Genomic DNA, 15914 nt, shown 5'->3' with positions numbered 1-15914 from the left:
CCTTACCGGATGCCGGGCGCCGCCGTCGTGGGTATGTACGCCACGCTGCCTCCCTGACGCGGCTTGAACAGCCGTTCGCCATTGTCCGGCTGGGTGGTGATCACCTGATGATCCACGCCCAGGTAGGCCAAGGGGGTTGGATCGTGCTTGGAAAACTGCGTGATGATAATCGTGCGCCGTGGATCGAAGTGCTCGCCACGGGTTTTGTCCAGCCAGGCCATGAACGCGGCGCTGTCGCCCTGGCGGGGGAAGTCCTGGGTTTCGCTGACGTAGTAGAACGGTGTGCCGGTGTTTTCCTGGCCTTTTTGCAAGTACATGGGCAGTTTATTGTCGACCTCCACCAGCACCAGTTTCCATTGGTTCCAGGGCGCGCTTTGCAGCGCCTGGGCCTGTACATCCTGGGCGAAACGAGTCACGCCGCCGTTGCCGGTGGACCAGGGATACGCCACGCCGACGATCAGCAGCAACAGCACGGCGGCGCCGGCAAAGCCCTTTTGCCAGCGCGGCCAGCTGGCTGGTTTTGTCGCCAGCCGTTCGCTCAGCCACCACGCCGCCAGCAACTGGGCGAAGGGCACCAGCGGCAGTACGTAGTAGCTGCGGCGGCTGCCACTGGCGGTAAAGAACATGAATAGCAGGCCCAGCCCCCACACCAGCCAGCGCACGTTGGGCGGGGTCTGGCGCCAGTGCCGCAGCGCCAGCCACAGGCCGAGCAGCCAGCACGGCGCCCAGGGCAGGGTGTAGGCGGGCAAGTAGATCAGGTAGGTGTAGATCGGCCCCATGTGGTCGAAGGGGTTGAAGAAACGCACCACATTTTCGCGGAACACCAACGCCAGGCCGCTGTCGCCAAAGGTCGGTGCGCCGTACCGGTGGGACAACACAAACGGCACCGCGTACACCGCCGCAGCCATCAGCAGCGCCAGCAACAGGCGCGGGTTGAGGTGGCGCTTGTAACGCTGCTCGCTGAGCAGGTGGGGCAGCAGCACCAGGCCGGGCAGCACGAAGCCGATCAGGCCCTTGAGCAGCGACGTCAGGGCCAGCAACAGAAAGAACACCGCATAGCGCCACAGCCGCGTGTCCTCGGGGGCGCGCCAATACCACGCGACCGCCGCCAGCACGCCGCACACGGTGAGGATATCCGCCGTGGCCACGCGGCCCCAGAATACAAAGTAGAACGTCGTCGCGAGCATCCAGCCGGCGATCAGCCCGGTGCCCTTGCGGAACAGGCGTTCGCCGATCAGGTACACCAGCCACACGCTCAACCAGGCGCCGATCACCGACGGCAGGCGCAACGACCATGGGCCCAGGCCACCCATCAGGTGCGCCACGCCGGTGATCAACCAGTAGGAGGGCAGGGGTTTGTCATAGTACGGCGCGCCCTTGAGGTAGGGGTCGAAATAGTCACCGCTTTGCAGCATCTGCAAGGCGATATTGGCCCAACGGGTTTCCGGGCCCCACAGGTCGCGCGCGCCCAGGCCGGCAAGCAGCAACAGGGCCGAGACGCCCAGCAACAGCAGCAGGGCGCCGCGTTCGGTCTTGCACCAGCGCAGTATCATGGCAACCTCGGGTATATGATCAGTTCAAGAAAGCCTTTGTGATAGCGCTTGCCTCCCGGCGGAAGCTGCACGGCTTCGCGCATTTCGCTGGTGCTTTGGACGCGCATCAGTACCCCCACCGAACCGTGTTGGCGTGCCTCCTTGAGCCAGTCCTGAACCTGTTCCAGCGCCACCTTGCGCTGCACCGAGCCTGCGTATTGCAGGCCGTAGCGCAGTTCGCCCTCGGTGTGATACAGCGCCACCTCCGGGCGTTGCAGGCGCCAGGCCAGGGCACTGGCACTTTCCAGTTCATTGCTGAGCAGGGCGTGGGTTTGCTGCAACTCGTCCAAGTGCTCCAGCACAAATTGGTCGGGCATTTGGTTATCGGCTATCTGCGCCGGCATGCTCGCCGGCAACAGCACTACCAGCAAGCCGATGCCCAAGGCCGGCATGGCCCACAGTGTCAGCGGGCGAAAGGCTTGCAGCAGGTTGGTGAGGATCCAGCCCAGCAGCACGATAAAAGCCAGCGACAGGCTGAACATCTCGGCGTGGCTGTTGCCATACAGCGGCCTGGCGATCTGCAGGTAGATCAGGCCGATCATGGTCGCCAGGCCGATCACGAAGTTGAGCAGGCCATTGAGGCACAGGGCGCGCTTTTTGCCGTGCTTGAGCAGGTCGCTCACGGTATGCCCCATCAGCAAGGCGAGGGGGAGCAGGCACGGCATGATGTAGGTTGGCAGCTTGCCTTTGCTCAGGCTGAAGAGCGCCAACGGCAGCAGCAACCACAGGGCGAGGAAGGTGATCGCTGGCCGGTGTTTTTCTTTCCAGGCCTGGTGCAGGGTGTTGGGCAGCAGGCCGGCCCAGGGCAGGCAGGCGACGACCATGATCGGCAGGAAAAACCACCATGCCCGCACGTGTTGCGCATCGTCGGCGCTGAAGCGGCGAATGTGTTCATTCCAGAAAAAGAAACGCCAGAAATCAGGTTCCCGCAGGTGGATGGCCCACACCCACGGCAGGCACACCAGCACGGCCACCGCCACCGCCAGCGGGCCGCAGAGCAGCAGTTCGCCGAGGCGCCGTTGCCAGAGCATGTAGGGCACGGCGATCAGCACCGGCAGGGTCCAGGCCAGGAAACCCTTGGTCATAAAACCCATGGCGCAGGCAAATCCGAGCACGGCCCAGGCGCACAGACGGCTGCGCAGGGTGGCGCTGTCGAGGGCAAACCACAGTGCGACGAAGCTGAGGTTGACCCACAGGGTGAATTGCGGGTCAAGGTTGGCATACCCGGCTTGCCCGGCCACCAGGCCAAAACTCAGGTAGAGCAGGGCGCAGGCGAAGCTTTTGCGTGGGTCATTCCACAGGCGACGGGCGATCAGGTAGGCCAGCAGTACGCTCAAGGCTGTGGTCAGTGCCGAAGCGAAGCGCACCCCGAACAGGTTCTGGCCAAATACGGCCTGGCCGAGGGCGATCAGCCAATAACCGGCGGCAGGTTTTTCGAAATAACGGATGCCCATGTAATGCGGCGCCACCCAGTTACCACTCAGGAGCATCTCCTGGCCGGCCTGGGCGTAGCGCGTTTCATCCGGTATCCATAAACCGTGCAGGCCCAGGGGCAATAGATAAAACGCGGCGATGGCCAGCAATAATATCGGCAGGGGTTTCAGACGGGTCATGAACACGCCGCTCCTTGACGTTTATACCTGGCGTTCAGAAGTAATGAAGCAGCAATGTGAGCCGTCAGAGCGTTCACTGAATAACCGAAGAAAGTCATGGCGTACTTAATAAAAAAAGACGCAACTGAACATGCCAGAACAGGGCTGTCTTTTTGCTGAACATAGGCCGCGGTGGCGCGGAGGAAGTGCTTAGAGTTGCTTGAGTACTGCCGGCCAGTCCGGGTTATTCATGATGCCCAGGGCCTTGAACGTGCCGTTGGGCAGCACCTGCACGAACAGCGCGCTGCCGTACTCGGGGAACCTGGCACGGGGGAAGCCCAGGGTGCTTTCGAAGTCGGCGATGCAGCCGCTATGGGTGACGAATACCAGGTTGCGCCCAGGCTGCTTGCGGGCGAGCAGTTCCTCGCCCATGGCCGAGCCGCAGATGGCTTGCTGGCTGGACGTCACCTCGGTCTTGCCGAACATGAAGCGTGAGGTCTGGGCCGTGCGAATGGCCGGGCTGGCGAGCACGTCGCTGCTTTCCATACCCAAGGTCTTGAAGGCTTTGCCGAGGTTTTCCGCTTGCTGGCTGCCATTGATCGTCAGCCCTTCCATCGGGCCCAGGCAAGGGTTGCTCGAACGGTCGCAGCGCTCCTCATGGCGCACCAGCACGATCAACTCGCCGTCGCGCCAAAGGGGCAGCACCGGGGAGTGCAGCAGGCGACTGCCCACGCCCAGGTCTAGTGGCGAGAAGGGCCACAGCAGGCTGCAGGCGAGCAGCGCGGCGACCACGATCATGCCCAGCCAAAGAGGCCTCAGACGCTTGAGAAGGGCGCCGCGCAAGCGGGGTTTGGTCAGAGTAAGGTCAACCACTTTATTCACCATGGGCGCTGTTGGCTATGTTGTATTCGTTAGGCGCAACCTGTTGGCGAATACCCGTAGTGCGACGAGAGACTGTCACGGGGCTGCTGTCGTTTCGCTGAACATGTGGCGGTTATAAGTTGGCCAGGCGCAGCAACTAACTAGTTGCCGGTACATGACGTTTGGCCGGCAATTTAAAGTGCGCAGGGTGGGCAGCCGGTGAAATCCATGTGAAAAAATTGCATGGCGCGGATGCACAGCCGTTATTCTCGATGGCGCCCCCTCGAACGAGCGTTCCCATGTTGCATGTGCAAGGTGTGTCTAAGAGCTACGCCACCCCCCAGGGGCCGTTAACGGTGCTGGCCGATGTCGACCTGCACTTGGCCGAACGCAGCAGCCTGGCGTTGATGGGCGAGTCGGGCAGCGGCAAGAGCACCCTGTTGCACCTGGTAGCCGGGCTCGACCGGGTGGATGGCGGCAGCATCCAGGTGGGCGAGCAGCGCCTCGACCAACTGAGCGAGGCGCAACTGGCCCGCTGGCGTCGCACCGACATCGGCCTGGTGTTCCAGCAGTTCAACCTGATCGGCAGTTTGCGCGTCGACGACAACCTGGCGTTCCAGGCCCGGCTGGCGGGGCGTTTCGACCCGCACTGGCAGGCGCAGTTGATTGAGCGCCTGGGTCTGGGCGACCTGCTCAAGCGTTACCCGGAACAACTCTCGGGCGGCCAGCAACAGCGGGTCGCGGTAGGACGGGCATTGGCGTCGCGTCCTGGCTTGCTGTTGGCCGACGAGCCCACCGGCAACCTCGACGAAGCCACCAGCGACGAGGTGCTGCAACTGCTGCTCGACCTGTTGCGCGACAGCCCCACCAGCCTGTTGATGGTGACCCACAGCCCGCGCATCGCCGCCCGCCTCGACCGCCAGGTAGTGTTACATCACGGCCGCGTTGTGCCTGTGGACGCCGGCTGACATGGCCGTGTTGCAGTGGACGTTGCGCGCGCTGCTCAGCCATTGGCGACGGCACCCGGTGCAGTTTTTCAGCGTGCTCACCGGCCTGTGGCTGGCCACCGCGCTGTTGACCGGGGTGCAGGCGCTCAACAGCCAGGCCCGTGAAAGCTACGCGCGCGCCAGCCAGTTGATCGGTGGCGAAGCCCAGGCCAGCCTCAGTGCGCCGGACGCTGCGAGCATCCCGCAAACGTTGTTTGCCCAACTGCGTCGCGCCGGCTGGCCGGTGTCGCCGGTGGTGCAAGGCCGGGTCCGGCTCAAGGGGCATGAAGAGGTGCGCCTGCAACTGATGGGCATCGAGCCGCTGTCGCTGCCAGGTAGCGGCGCGGTGGCGGGGCAGCGCTTGAGCCAGGCGCAACTGCTCGCCTTCCTGGCTCCACCGGGGCTCACTTGGATCGCCCCGCAGACCTTGCAGGCGTTGGGCTTGCAGGAGGGTCAGCAGCCGCAGACAGTCAATGGCCAGCGCCTGCCACCGCTGCACACGCAGCCGGATATGGCGCCGGGTGTATTGCTGACCGATATCGGCTTCGCCCAGCCCCTGCTCGACATGCCGGGGCAGGTGTCGCGCCTGCTGGTGGACAAGGCCTTCGCCGCCGGCCATCCCATTCCCCCCGCCGACCTGCAACTGCAGCAGGCCGAGGACAATAACCTGGCGCGCCTTACCGAGAGCTTTCACCTGAACCTGGATGCGCTGGGTTTGCTGTCCTTTGTGGTGGGGCTGTTTATCGTGCACGCCGCCATTGGCCTGGCCCTGGAGCAACGACGCGGGCTGTTGCGTACCCTGCGTGCCTGTGGGGTCGGCGCGCGGTTGTTGATTTTCAGCCTGGGCGTGGAGTTGGGCGCGTTGTCGCTGTTGGGCGGTGTGCTCGGCGTCGCCAGCGGTTACGGGTTGGCCAGCCTGTTGCTGCCGGACGTCGCCGCCAGCCTGCGCGGCCTGTATGGCGCCGAGGTGGCGGGGCAGCTTAGCCTGAGCCCATGGTGGTGGCTGGCGGGGCTGGGCTTGAGCCTGTTCGGTGCGCTGCTCGCCGGCGCCAGCAGCCTGTGGCGCGCGGCGCGTTTGCCGTTGCTGGCGTTGGCCAATGCCCAGGCCTGGCATGAGGCTCATGGGCGCTGGTTGCGGCGCCAGGGGTGGGTGGCGGCGGGCGCGTTGCTGACCGCGCTGTTGGCGTTATGGCTGGGCGATAGCCTGGCGGCGGGTTTTGTGTTGATGGCGGCGTTGCTGCTCGGTGCGGCCTTGGGGTTGCCGGTGTTGCTCAACGGGTTGCTCAAGACGTTGCTGGGACGCAGCCGCTCGGTGCTCGGCCAGTGGTTTCTCGCCGACTGCCGCCAGCAATTGCCGGCCTTGAGCCTGGCGCTGATGGCCCTGTTGCTGGCCCTGGCCGCGAATATCGGTGCGGGCTCCATGACCTCGGGCTTTCGCCACACCTTCAACCACTGGCTGGAACAACGCCTCACCGCCGAGCTTTACCTCAACCCGCAGACCCCGGCCCAGGCCGAGCAACTGCACACCTGGCTGGCGCAACAGCCGCTGGTCAAGACAGTGTTGCCCACCTTGCAGGTCGCTGTGCAAGTGCAGGGCTGGCCGGCGGATGTGTTCGGGGTGGTCGACGACCCCACCTATCGCCAGCACTGGCCCTTGCTCGAGGCCGCGAGCGAGCCCTGGGATCAATTGCAGCAAGGCGACACCCTGATGCTCAGCGAACAATTGGCGCGGCGGCTTCGCGTGACACTGGGGGACAGGGTGGTTATTCCCACGCCTCAGGGACGCTGGTCACCCAAGGTCGTGGGGATCTATGCCGATTACGGCAACCCCAAGGGCCATCTGCTGGTCAACGCGCAGCACCTATTGGCGCACTGGCCGAGACTCTCACCGGCCCGTTTCAACCTGCGTGTCGCGCCGCCCGACGTGGCGCCGCTGGTGCGGGAGGTGCAGCGTGCATTTGCCCTGGAAGACAGCCGTATCGTCGATCAACAGCAACTCAAAGGCTGGTCGAGCCAGGTGTTCGAACGCACCTTCGCCGCCACCGCCGCCCTCAACAGCCTGACCCTGGGCGTGGCCGGCGTGGCGCTGTTCATCAGCCTGCTCACGCAAAGCCAGAGCCGTCTCGGCCAACTCGCGCCGCTGTGGGCACTGGGCGTGACGCGCCGACAATTGATGCTGTTGAACCTGGGCCAGACCTGGCTGCTGGCGCTGCTCACGTTATTGTTGGCATTGCCGTTGGGGCTGTTGCTGGCATGGTGCCTGGACGCGGTGATCAACGTGCAAGCCTTTGGCTGGCGCCTGCCATTGCAGGTGTTTCCTTGGCAACTGGCGCAGTTGCTGGGGCTGGCGCTGCTGGCCACGTTATTGGCCTCGGCCTGGCCGCTGTGGCAGCTGTATCGCAGCCGCCCGGCGGATTTGCTTCGGACCTTTGCCCATGAAGATTAACGCGTTGCTGTGTGTCTTGATGCTGCTGGGGGGCTGTGACAAAGCCCCCGCACCGCAGCAGAGCTTCGCCGGCCTGGGCAGTGACGCGGCGGACTTTGCCCAGGTAGTGCCCGGCAAGGTCTTCAGTTTTCCCGAGGACCACGGCCCCCACGATGGCTTTCGGGTCGAGTGGTGGTACGTCACCGCCAACCTCAAGGATGCCCAGGGCAACGTGTTCGGCGTGCAATGGACGCTGTTTCGCAACGCCCTCAAGGCCGGGCCGACGCAAGCGGGCTGGCGGGACTCGACGGTGTGGCTCGGCCATGCCGCCGTCACCTCCGCCAGCCGCCACTACGCCGCCGAACGCCTGGCCCGGGGTGGCGTTGGCCAGGCCGGCGCACAGGCGCTGCCGTTCAACGCCTGGATCGACGATTGGAGCTTCGCCAGCCGCCCCGGCGCGGCCAGTGCCTTGGCGGATATGCAACTCAAGGCCAGCGGCAAACAATTCGCCTATGACCTGCACCTGACCTCCAGCCGCCCGCTGGTGCTGCAAGGCGACCACGGCTACAGCCGCAAGTCCGAGCAAGGCCAGGCGTCGTATTACTACAGCCAGCCGTTCTTTACCGCCAACGGCAGCGTCAGCCTTGATGGCAACGTCTACCAAGTCTCGGGCCCGGCGTGGCTCGACCGTGAATGGAGCAGCCAACCGTTGAGCGCCAGCCAGACCGGCTGGGACTGGTTCTCCCTGCACCTGGACCATGGCGAGCAGTTGATGCTGTTTCGTGTGCGGCAGCAGGACGGCGGTGGGTATCTCACCGGCACCTGGATCGACCGGCAAGGGCGCACACAGACCCTGCACAACGCGGATATCCAGCTTGTTCCGCTGGAGACCACGACCATCGACGGGCGCAGTATTCCGACGCGCTGGTCGCTGAAGATTCCCGCTAAACAGCTGGATATAACCCCTGAGGCCGTCAACCCGAACGCCTGGATGAACCTGAGCATTCCGTACTGGGAAGGGCCGGTGCGGTTTGAGGGCGGGGTGGGGTATCTGGAGATGACCGGGTACTAAGGCTGTTTCTGTAGGCGCTGTTTCTTCACCCGAGTAGGCAACTTCCTAAATTCAATTCAGCCCCCCCGCGCTTGTGTTCGGGCCCCAGGTGCTTGCCTATATTTCGACGCCATCCTCATTGCATCCTGGATGTAAGGCATGGCGCAGAGCTATATCAACGACCGCACAACGGACTACAACAGTTTGAAATCTCGCCTGATGGGCGGCACCCCGGACCAACAGCGCTCCGATCATTTTGATGTGCTGAACCGGCACCTGCGCCCTGGCTTGGTTGCGCCGGGGCAACTGGTGATTATTCCTGATACCTACAGCGTGAGCTGTTCGGCTGAAGAAGCCTGGTTGATGCGCCATGCCGAAGAGGTTCGGCGCAACCTGGAAATGAATACCTCGGCGGGCAGGGAGTTGCTCGGCAACTATGACTTGCTGCAGAGCTTCATGGCCAACGGTTCGATTGGTATCGGCAGTGCAACATCGGCCTGGGCGCGACATCTGAATGAGGTGGCGCAGACCCTGGAGGACATCGAGCGATTGCATCAGCGCTTGAAGGACGGTGCTTCGGACCGGGATGGCTTTATCCAACAGCGCCAGGCCTTGTTCCGGCGCTTGGATCTGCAACTGCAAGGCGCGGCACGGTTCGGCACGGGGTTGCAGGGCAATGAGTCGTTGAAGAAGGTGCTGGGGATTTCGACCAAAAGCTATCTGCATAAAGGCGAGATCGCGGGGTATGCACAGCGCATTCGGGAGACTGCGCAGATGTCGAAGTGGCTGAGTAACGGGACTTTCATGGGGATCGCGCTGGATGTGGGCGTGACCGGGCTGGAGATCAAGGAGGCGTGTGTGACGGGACGAGAGGCGCAGTGCAGGAGGGCGAAGTATGTGGAGACGGGGAGGTTGGTGGGGGGAGTGGCTGGGGCTGCTGGAGCTGGGGGATTAGGTGCTGAACTAACTCGTCGCGCATGCACCATTTTTTTAGGTGTGGCGACTAGAGGAAGTGGCGCACTGACCTGTGGAGTTATCGGCGGGGCTGCGGGAGGGTATATAGGTGGCAGTAAAGGCGGCGATGCTGGGGCGTTCCTGGGCGGAAGGATCATAGAGATCGATGGTGATTTGATATTTCAACCAGAAGGCGCTTAACGATGTCGTTTTTTCTCGTCTACACCCTTGTGATGATTATTGGAACGTTCGTTGTTGTGGGCCTGATGCTGTACGCCGGGCGTACAAAGCTCGACGAGCTGGAAAGTTATTTCAGTGAAAACGCGGAGGTTCGTAAATATTGGCAACGCTGGGAACGAAACCAGCAGCTCAACCGGCGTAATCGCATGGCGCTGTTGATTGACATCTTGCGCACGCCAAAACGCTCCGTGAAAGACGGTCTTGTGACCGAGGCAGAGCTAGTCGCCATCCCCCTGGCACTCAAGCGTTGGGCCGTATGGCCTTATCGGCTTGTGATGTTTTGGGCTGTCAGCTGGGGCTTTTGGGGCATTTGGCTCTAGAGGGAGCACGTTTTTTCCTGCACGTATTTTTCCTTAAGGCTACGTTCTTCTGAAAAAATACTGTACATACGTCCAGTCTTATCCTACATTCCATCCCAGGTGACCGGATGTCACCTGACCTTCAGTTTTTAACTATGGATGGATAAAAAATGAAATCGAAAAAAGCCTTTGTGCTGGGCGCGGCCATGGCGGCCTCCTGCTTCGTTTCGGCCTTTGCCCTGGCCGAGCAATACCCTCACCTGGCTGCGCAAGCAGCGCCTCCGGCGGTCAAGCAAGCGTTGAAAAACGCTGCGAAGATCAAGGCCAACAAGGCCACGGCTGCCCTCAAGCAACAACTGCAGGCGGGTGCCCAGTTGAAGAAACCGGTGTTGGCCGCCAAGGCGAAAGCCGACTCGGTGGTGGAAGACAACACCGCGCCGGCCAGGGTGACCACCGTACAAAAAGCCACTGCCCAACAAGCGCCTGCCGCGCAGGCGGCGCTGGTGCCGGGGTGTGAACAGACGCTGGACATCAACGCGCTCTACACGATCGATGGCGTGCAAACCGGCGACCTGCTGTGCTACCACTTCAACCTGCCGCAGAAAGCGCGGATCAACGTTTTGCTGGTCAACCAGACGGCGGGCACCGATATGTCGTTGTCGCTGTTCCAGGATGACGGCCAGGGCAATCCGCTGCCCCTGGGTACCTCGAATAATCCTGGCACTGGCGATGAAAGCCTCAGTGGCGTGGTGCCGGCCGGTGATTACTACTGGTTCATGGAAGCCAACGCGGCGGTCCAGGGTTCGAGCTTTCAGTTCGGTGTTGCGGTCGATACCAACCTCGATGCCTTCGAACCCAATGACACCCCGGACACGGCCTTCCAACTGCCGGACACCCTCAACTATATCAACGGTAATGCCGACAGCCTGGATGACGTCGATTACTTCGATTTCACCGCCGTCCGTGGCCAGAGTGTCGGTATTGCACTGACGGCCGATGTGGCCAGTGGCAGCACGCGTAACAAGTGGATCCTTGAGCGTTTCGATGGCGCTCAGTGGGTTACCGTGGGGGCCAACGTCCTGTCGACATCGATCCCGAGCCCGGGTGTTGGCGGTGTGGTCAAGGTGCGTGTACGGCCGAACCAGCATCCGAATGAGCCATGGAGCGCGACGGGCAAGTACAACCTGTCGTTTGGTTCCAACCCTCGGGTGAACAACCCGGATGTGAAGGGCGAGGCGAACGTGTTGCGCATCCCGTATTCGGCTTCCGACGTGGGCTATGGCTACATGACCACCCAAGCCTATCGGGACCTGACCTGGACCATGGGGCTGTCGGACAGCACCGGGGCACCGCTGGTGGGCCTGCACCCGATCGTCTATCTCGATCAGCGGATCGACCCGGCCAACGGCGATATCGTCTACAAGGCGTATTCGGCGGCGACCGGCAGTTCGGGGCAAGCGTCCGGCACGATCAATGTGGGCACCTGCTCGGGTGATTTCCAGACCACCTTTGTCGATTACGCCCAGGGCTACAAGAACACCTGGCGTACCGACTTCAACTACGGCGTGTGGCGCATGGAAGTGCTGGAGTACCCAGGTATCGGCGTGGGCGGCGACAACACTCAGTTCGTCAGCTTCGGCCACCTGTGCAAACAGACCTTGCTGAGCAGCACCAAGAGCTAAACGCGTTTAACCCATCGGGGCATACAGGCAGGCGCCTGTATGCCCTTTGGCGTTATTGCGCCAACGCCAGCTTCAACGGCAAGCGCGCCAGCTGAGCTTTACATCAGCGGGTCCCAGCGTTGCGACCAGTCGGTTTCAGCCTTGACCACCTCGCGCAGCAGTTCCAGCGCCTGCTGCAACACCGCCGAGTCCCGCGCCCGCGAGTACACCAGGTACGTCGGGAAGCTGAACTCCGGCGCTTTGGGCACGCGCTGCATCACGCCGCTGTCCAGGTAGCTTTGCACCACCCGCGTGCGGAAATACCCGGCGCCGCCGTGTTCGAGGATGTACTGCAAGGCCAGCGGCCCGAGGTTGAAACTCAACGCGGCGCGGGCCCGGTCGGGCAGGGCGGCGTCATGTTGCTGGCGAAAGCCCGGGCCCCAGTCGATATACACGTAGGGGGTCGGCTTGCTCACCAACTGCACCAGGATCAGCTTTTCTTCCAGCACCTGCTCCACCTGCAGCCCCGGCCAGTACTGCGGCTGGAACACCAGCGCGGCGTCGAGCACGCCCAGTTCCAGTTGACGCAGCAGGTACTCGCCCTCGCGGATTTCCGTGCGCAGGGCATGCCCTGGGATGTGTTCGCGCAAGGCCTGGGCCCAACCGAGCATCAACGGGTTGCACAGGCTGACCTCGCCGCCGATATGCAGCACGTTGCGATAGCCATCCGGCAACGGCAGGTCACGGCGCGCGGCTTCCCAGGTTTGCAGCAACTGGTTGGCGTACACCACGAAGGCCTCGCCGTCGGCGGTCAGCCGGGCGCCTGCGCGGTTACGCACGAACAGTGTGCTGCCCAGTTGGCTTTCCAGGTTCTTGACCCGCGCGGTAATGGCGGTCTGGGTGACGTGCAGTTTCTCGGCCGCCGCGGCCAGGCTGCCGCAGCGGGTGATTTCGAGGAAGGTGCGTGCCAGTTCGATGTCCATGAAGCCCCCGAGGATGAGTGGCGGACAGTGTAATGGAATGCGCTCGAAACGGTGGGCGCTGGAAGCTTTCCATCACGCGGCCTGTCGTTGCTGACGGGCTGGGCCGGCACATGAATGCGCAAGGGTCATTGCGCCTTGGCGTCCGTGCACACCGTCGACCGCGGTGGCTTGGCCCCATGCACCAGGTAGTCGCCCACCCACTGGTTGACGCAGGCACTCACGCCGCTGAACGACACCCCGTGCGCATAGGCGTCCTTGAGCTGCACGCGGCGGGCCGGAAACGTGCGTTCGAAGGCCCAGGCGGCGCCGGTGGCGGGGGTGCGGTCATCGAATTCGGCTTGCACCATCAGCAAACTGTCGAGTTCTGCAAGTGCCTTGTAGGGCAGCGGCGCGGCGTTTCTGTGTGGCCAGGTGGTGCATTGGAGGGTCTCCAGGGCGCTGCCGGCCACAGGATAGCGGGCGTGGGCTTCAGATGCGTTGGCCAGCCATTGGTCTTCGCTGGAGTAGGCCGAGTCGTTGCACAGGATCGCGGTTTTTACCGAGTCGCTGGCTGACATGCGCATGCGCCCAGGTTTGAGGGCGTTGGCCTGCAATGGCTCGCGTACGCGTTGCAGCAGCAGGCTGAACATCAATTTGGCCCGTTGTTCGATCTCGGCATCCGGGCTGAATTGATGGGCGCGGGCTCGGGCTTCGAGCGCCTGGTCATCGCTATCCGGGGTTTCCCGTAGCCAGCGGCTGAGCAGGTGGGCGCCCATCAGCCCGGTGGGGTCGCTGTAGTAGTGGTTATTGGAGCGCAACGCCGTGCGCACGCTGGGCAGCAGTTGCATGAACACCTGGCGCACCGCCGCAGGGGTGTCGCCCAGTTGGTAAAGGCCGGGATACAGGGCGGCTTTGTCGGCGACGAAACGATCGAAGATTTTCTCCTTTTCGTTGGCCACGATTGAGCTGGCGTGTTCGAAAGTGGAGGTCCAGTTGATATTCGAATCCAGCACCATGCGCCCCACATTCGCCGGAAACAGGCCGCCGTACCAGGCACCCAGCCAGGTCCCGTAGGCATTGCCCAGGTAATTGAACTGCAGTTCGCCCAGTTGCTTGCGCACGAACTCAAGGTCGCGCGCGGTTTGCTCGGTGGTGATATAGGGCGTCAGCGGGTGACGGGCGCAGGCTTGGACGACCAGCCTGGCGTTGTGGCGCACGGCGGCCAGGTTGGCCGCGCTGCGATCTTCGCTGACATCCCCTTGCGGCACGATCACCCCCTCGGAGCGGCATTCCAGGCGCGACCCCGGCAATCTGCCCAGGCCCCGTGGGGTGACTTCGACCACATCGTAGGTGTCGGCCAATGTGCGATAGGTTTGGCCCCAGTCGGGTTGCCGGGCGTAGTGCTTCCACACGCTTGCCAGGTGCACGGCGAACGCACCGCCGGCATCGAGCCCTGGCCCGCCCGGGTTGACGAATAGCGTGCCCTGGCGCGAAAGCGGCTGTTTGGCGCCGACGCGGGTGATGTCGAAGCGGATATTGCCACGCTCCGGGGCGGTGTGGTCGAGCGGCGCGGTGACGATGCCGCATTGGGTGCGTTCGATTACCTCCGGATCGAGACGTTCAAGCGCCGGTTGCATGCAGTCGAGCAACCATTCGATGCCGAACGGGGAGGGCGGCGTTTGCGCATGGCCGATGCTGGGTGTGAAGGTAGCCACCAGCACCAGGCTGCTGGTGACCATGACGCTTGCAGGCGGAAGGACGTTCATCTGCGATCCCGGTCAGTCGTGTGGGAATACGCAACCACGGCGGTGGCTGCGTATTCGGGGCGACTTTTTTACCAAGGACCATGGGGTTAAAAATGTAGGGGGATTAAACGCGGCGTGTAAGAAGTTTGACTTTTGTTTATCGGATGTCGGTTTTCCAGCCGCCACCCAATGCCTTGTACAAAGCGATGCTGGCCTGCAGACGCGACAGCCGCAGTTGCACGTTCAAGTCCTGGGCGGTGTACAGGGTGCGCTGGGTTTCCAGCACCGTGAGCAAGTCTTCGGCGCCGGCCTGGTAGCGGCTTTCGGCGATCTGGAAGGCGCTTCGGGCCTGTTGCAGTTCTTCGCTTTGCCATTGGCGTTGCTGGTCCAGGCGCGTGATGCTGCTCAGGGCTTTTTCCACATCGGCAAAGCCGTGGATGATTGCGCCGCGATAGTTGTACAGCAGCTCGTCCTGGCGTGCGCGGGCCTTGTCCCGCTCGGCGCTTAAACGCCCGCTGTTGAAGATCGGCCCCACCAGGCCGGCCGTCAGCGTGTAGTAGGGGCTGCGCAGGAGGTCCACGGCCTTGTAGGCATCGGAGCCCAGCGTGGCGCCCAGGGTTACTGCCGGCAGCATGGCCGCGCGGGCCACGTGAACATCCGCCTGCGCCGCCGCCAATTGTGCTTCGGCCTTGGCGATGTCGGGCCGGCGGCTGAGCAACTGGCTGGGCATGCCGGCGCCAATGCTCGGCCACGTCAGGGCCTGGAAGGGCTCGGTACCCAGGTCCAGGGCTTGCACCGGCTGGCCGAGCAGGGTGGCGAGGGTGATCCGGGAGTCCTCGGCCAGTTGCTGGATCAACGGCAGTTGGCGCTGCTGGCGAGCAACCAGGCTTTTCTGCTGGGCCAGTTCCAGGGCGGTGGCGGACCCGGCGTCGTAGCGGGTTTGCACCAGCGCCAGCACGTTGCGTGCATTGGCCAGGTTCAGTTCGGCGATCTGCTGGCGTTGGCGCGCGGCCAGGGTTTGTGCATAGCGGTCGGCCACGTTGCCAAGCAAGGTCAACTCCACGGTGGCCTGGTCGAACGCGCTGGCCCGCAGGCTGTGCAGGGCACTGTCGCGCGCGGCGGCGCGGCCGCCCCAGAAGTCCACTTCATAGCTGGCGGTGAGGTTGGCACCGAAACTGTCGACGGTATTATCGCTTGGCGTCGCGTCAAGATCCGGTCCCCCCGGCCCGCTTATGAGCTTCTGGTGGCTACTGGTGAGGTTGAACTTCACTTCGGGCAACAGCGGCGCGCCGGCAATCACCGCACTGGCCTGGGCCTGGCGCACGCGGGCCATGGCGGCGGCCACATCCAGGCTGTCGCGACGGGCCTGGTCGATCAGGCGGTTCAACTGCGGGCTGCCGAATTGCGCCCACCAGCGCTGGTGGGTGGCCAGGGCCGCAGGGCTCTCGGCGTTTTGCCAGGCGACGGGTGCGACGATACCGCTGTCGAGCGCTGGCGGCTGGCTCGCGCACGCGTTGAGCAGCAGGCACACGCTGAGCATGCACAG

General features: G+C 63.4%; 12 protein-coding genes. 6 read left to right on the top strand and 6 right to left on the bottom strand.

Features of this window, described 5'->3' with window-relative positions; translation table 11 throughout:
• Window positions 1–2: 2 nt before the first annotated feature.
• The 3 genes from AB4O05_RS22160 to pmrG all read right to left on the bottom strand — a co-directional run bounded on the left by AB4O05_RS22160 (window position 3) and on the right by pmrG (window position 4069).
• Entirely contained in the window at window positions 3–1547 is a 1545-nt protein-coding gene (locus AB4O05_RS22160; RefSeq protein WP_460137521.1) for an ArnT family glycosyltransferase, read from the bottom strand.
• Between the two features lie 2 nt (window positions 1548–1549).
• Window positions 1550–3205, bottom strand: a complete 1656-nt coding sequence (gene arnT, locus AB4O05_RS22155) for a lipid IV(A) 4-amino-4-deoxy-L-arabinosyltransferase (RefSeq protein WP_460135280.1) — start codon at window positions 3203–3205, stop codon at window positions 1550–1552.
• Window positions 3206–3394: 189 nt separating this feature from the next.
• Entirely contained in the window at window positions 3395–4069 is a 675-nt protein-coding gene (gene pmrG, locus AB4O05_RS22150; RefSeq protein WP_460135281.1) for a lipopolysaccharide core heptose(II)-phosphate phosphatase PmrG, read from the bottom strand.
• 275 nt (window positions 4070–4344) lie between these two features.
• On the opposite strand from pmrG, the gene AB4O05_RS22145 reads away from it, so the two are divergent.
• From AB4O05_RS22145 to AB4O05_RS22120, 6 genes are all read left to right on the top strand, one after another.
• Window positions 4345–5013 (top strand): ABC transporter ATP-binding protein, encoded by a 669-nt coding sequence (locus tag AB4O05_RS22145; RefSeq protein WP_460135282.1) that lies wholly within the window; start codon window positions 4345–4347, stop codon window positions 5011–5013.
• Window position 5014: 1 nt separating this feature from the next.
• The gene (locus AB4O05_RS22140) at window positions 5015–7477 is read left to right on the top strand and encodes an ABC transporter permease (RefSeq protein WP_460135283.1); all 2463 of its coding nucleotides are present in this window, start codon (window positions 5015–5017) and stop codon (window positions 7475–7477) included.
• Window positions 7467–8528: a lipocalin-like domain-containing protein gene (locus AB4O05_RS22135; RefSeq protein ID WP_460135284.1), complete on the top strand. Its 1062-nt coding sequence runs from the start codon at window positions 7467–7469 to the stop codon at window positions 8526–8528. Before AB4O05_RS22140 ends, AB4O05_RS22135 begins: the two co-directional genes overlap by 11 nt.
• Before the next feature lie 138 nt (window positions 8529–8666).
• Window positions 8667–9662 carry a hypothetical protein gene (locus tag AB4O05_RS22130; RefSeq protein ID WP_460135285.1) on the top strand — a complete coding sequence of 332 codons (996 nt, stop codon included), beginning with the start codon at window positions 8667–8669 and terminating at the stop codon, window positions 9660–9662.
• Window positions 9663–9664: 2 nt separating this feature from the next.
• Window positions 9665–10021: a hypothetical protein gene (locus AB4O05_RS22125; RefSeq protein WP_460135286.1), complete on the top strand. Its 357-nt coding sequence runs from the start codon at window positions 9665–9667 to the stop codon at window positions 10019–10021.
• Window positions 10022–10170: 149 nt separating this feature from the next.
• On the top strand, window positions 10171–11682 hold the full coding sequence (locus tag AB4O05_RS22120; protein WP_460135287.1) for a hypothetical protein: 1512 nt from the start codon (window positions 10171–10173) through the stop codon (window positions 11680–11682).
• Between the two features lie 98 nt (window positions 11683–11780).
• On the opposite strand, the gene AB4O05_RS22115 is transcribed toward AB4O05_RS22120, so the two are convergent.
• The 3 genes from AB4O05_RS22115 to AB4O05_RS22105 form a co-directional block, all read right to left on the bottom strand.
• On the bottom strand, window positions 11781–12644 hold the full coding sequence (locus tag AB4O05_RS22115) for a LysR family transcriptional regulator (protein ID WP_460135288.1): 864 nt from the start codon (window positions 12642–12644) through the stop codon (window positions 11781–11783).
• 125 nt (window positions 12645–12769) lie between these two features.
• Complete coding sequence (locus AB4O05_RS22110; protein ID WP_460135289.1) at window positions 12770–14389, bottom strand: alpha/beta fold hydrolase; 1620 nt, start codon at window positions 14387–14389, stop codon at window positions 12770–12772.
• Window positions 14390–14525: 136 nt separating this feature from the next.
• Window positions 14526–15908 carry an efflux transporter outer membrane subunit gene (locus AB4O05_RS22105; RefSeq protein WP_460137522.1) on the bottom strand — a complete coding sequence of 461 codons (1383 nt, stop codon included), beginning with the start codon at window positions 15906–15908 and terminating at the stop codon, window positions 14526–14528.
• Window positions 15909–15914 lie beyond the last annotated feature (6 nt).

The organism is Pseudomonas sp. S1_G07 (assembly GCF_054668565.1).
The sequence above is the reverse complement of the archived record's forward strand: the minus strand, read 5'-3'. Positions and strand labels throughout refer to the sequence as shown.

Coding starts and splice junctions, on each gene's coding strand:
- AB4O05_RS22145 (WP_460135282.1), top strand. CDS start 4,345: ATGTTGCATGTGCAAGGTGTGTCTAAGAGCTACGCCACCCCCCAGGGG.
- AB4O05_RS22130 (WP_460135285.1), top strand. CDS start 8,667: ATGGCGCAGAGCTATATCAACGACCGCACAACGGACTACAACAGTTTG.
- AB4O05_RS22140 (WP_460135283.1), top strand. CDS start 5,015: ATGGCCGTGTTGCAGTGGACGTTGCGCGCGCTGCTCAGCCATTGGCGA.
- AB4O05_RS22115 (WP_460135288.1), bottom strand. CDS start 12,644: ATGGACATCGAACTGGCACGCACCTTCCTCGAAATCACCCGCTGCGGC.
- pmrG (WP_460135281.1), bottom strand. CDS start 4,069: ATGGTGAATAAAGTGGTTGACCTTACTCTGACCAAACCCCGCTTGCGC.
- AB4O05_RS22125 (WP_460135286.1), top strand. CDS start 9,665: ATGTCGTTTTTTCTCGTCTACACCCTTGTGATGATTATTGGAACGTTC.
- arnT (WP_460135280.1), bottom strand. CDS start 3,205: ATGACCCGTCTGAAACCCCTGCCGATATTATTGCTGGCCATCGCCGCG.
- AB4O05_RS22135 (WP_460135284.1), top strand. CDS start 7,467: ATGAAGATTAACGCGTTGCTGTGTGTCTTGATGCTGCTGGGGGGCTGT.
- AB4O05_RS22105 (WP_460137522.1), bottom strand. CDS start 15,908: ATGCTCAGCGTGTGCCTGCTGCTCAACGCGTGCGCGAGCCAGCCGCCA.
- AB4O05_RS22120 (WP_460135287.1), top strand. CDS start 10,171: ATGAAATCGAAAAAAGCCTTTGTGCTGGGCGCGGCCATGGCGGCCTCC.
- AB4O05_RS22110 (WP_460135289.1), bottom strand. CDS start 14,389: ATGAACGTCCTTCCGCCTGCAAGCGTCATGGTCACCAGCAGCCTGGTG.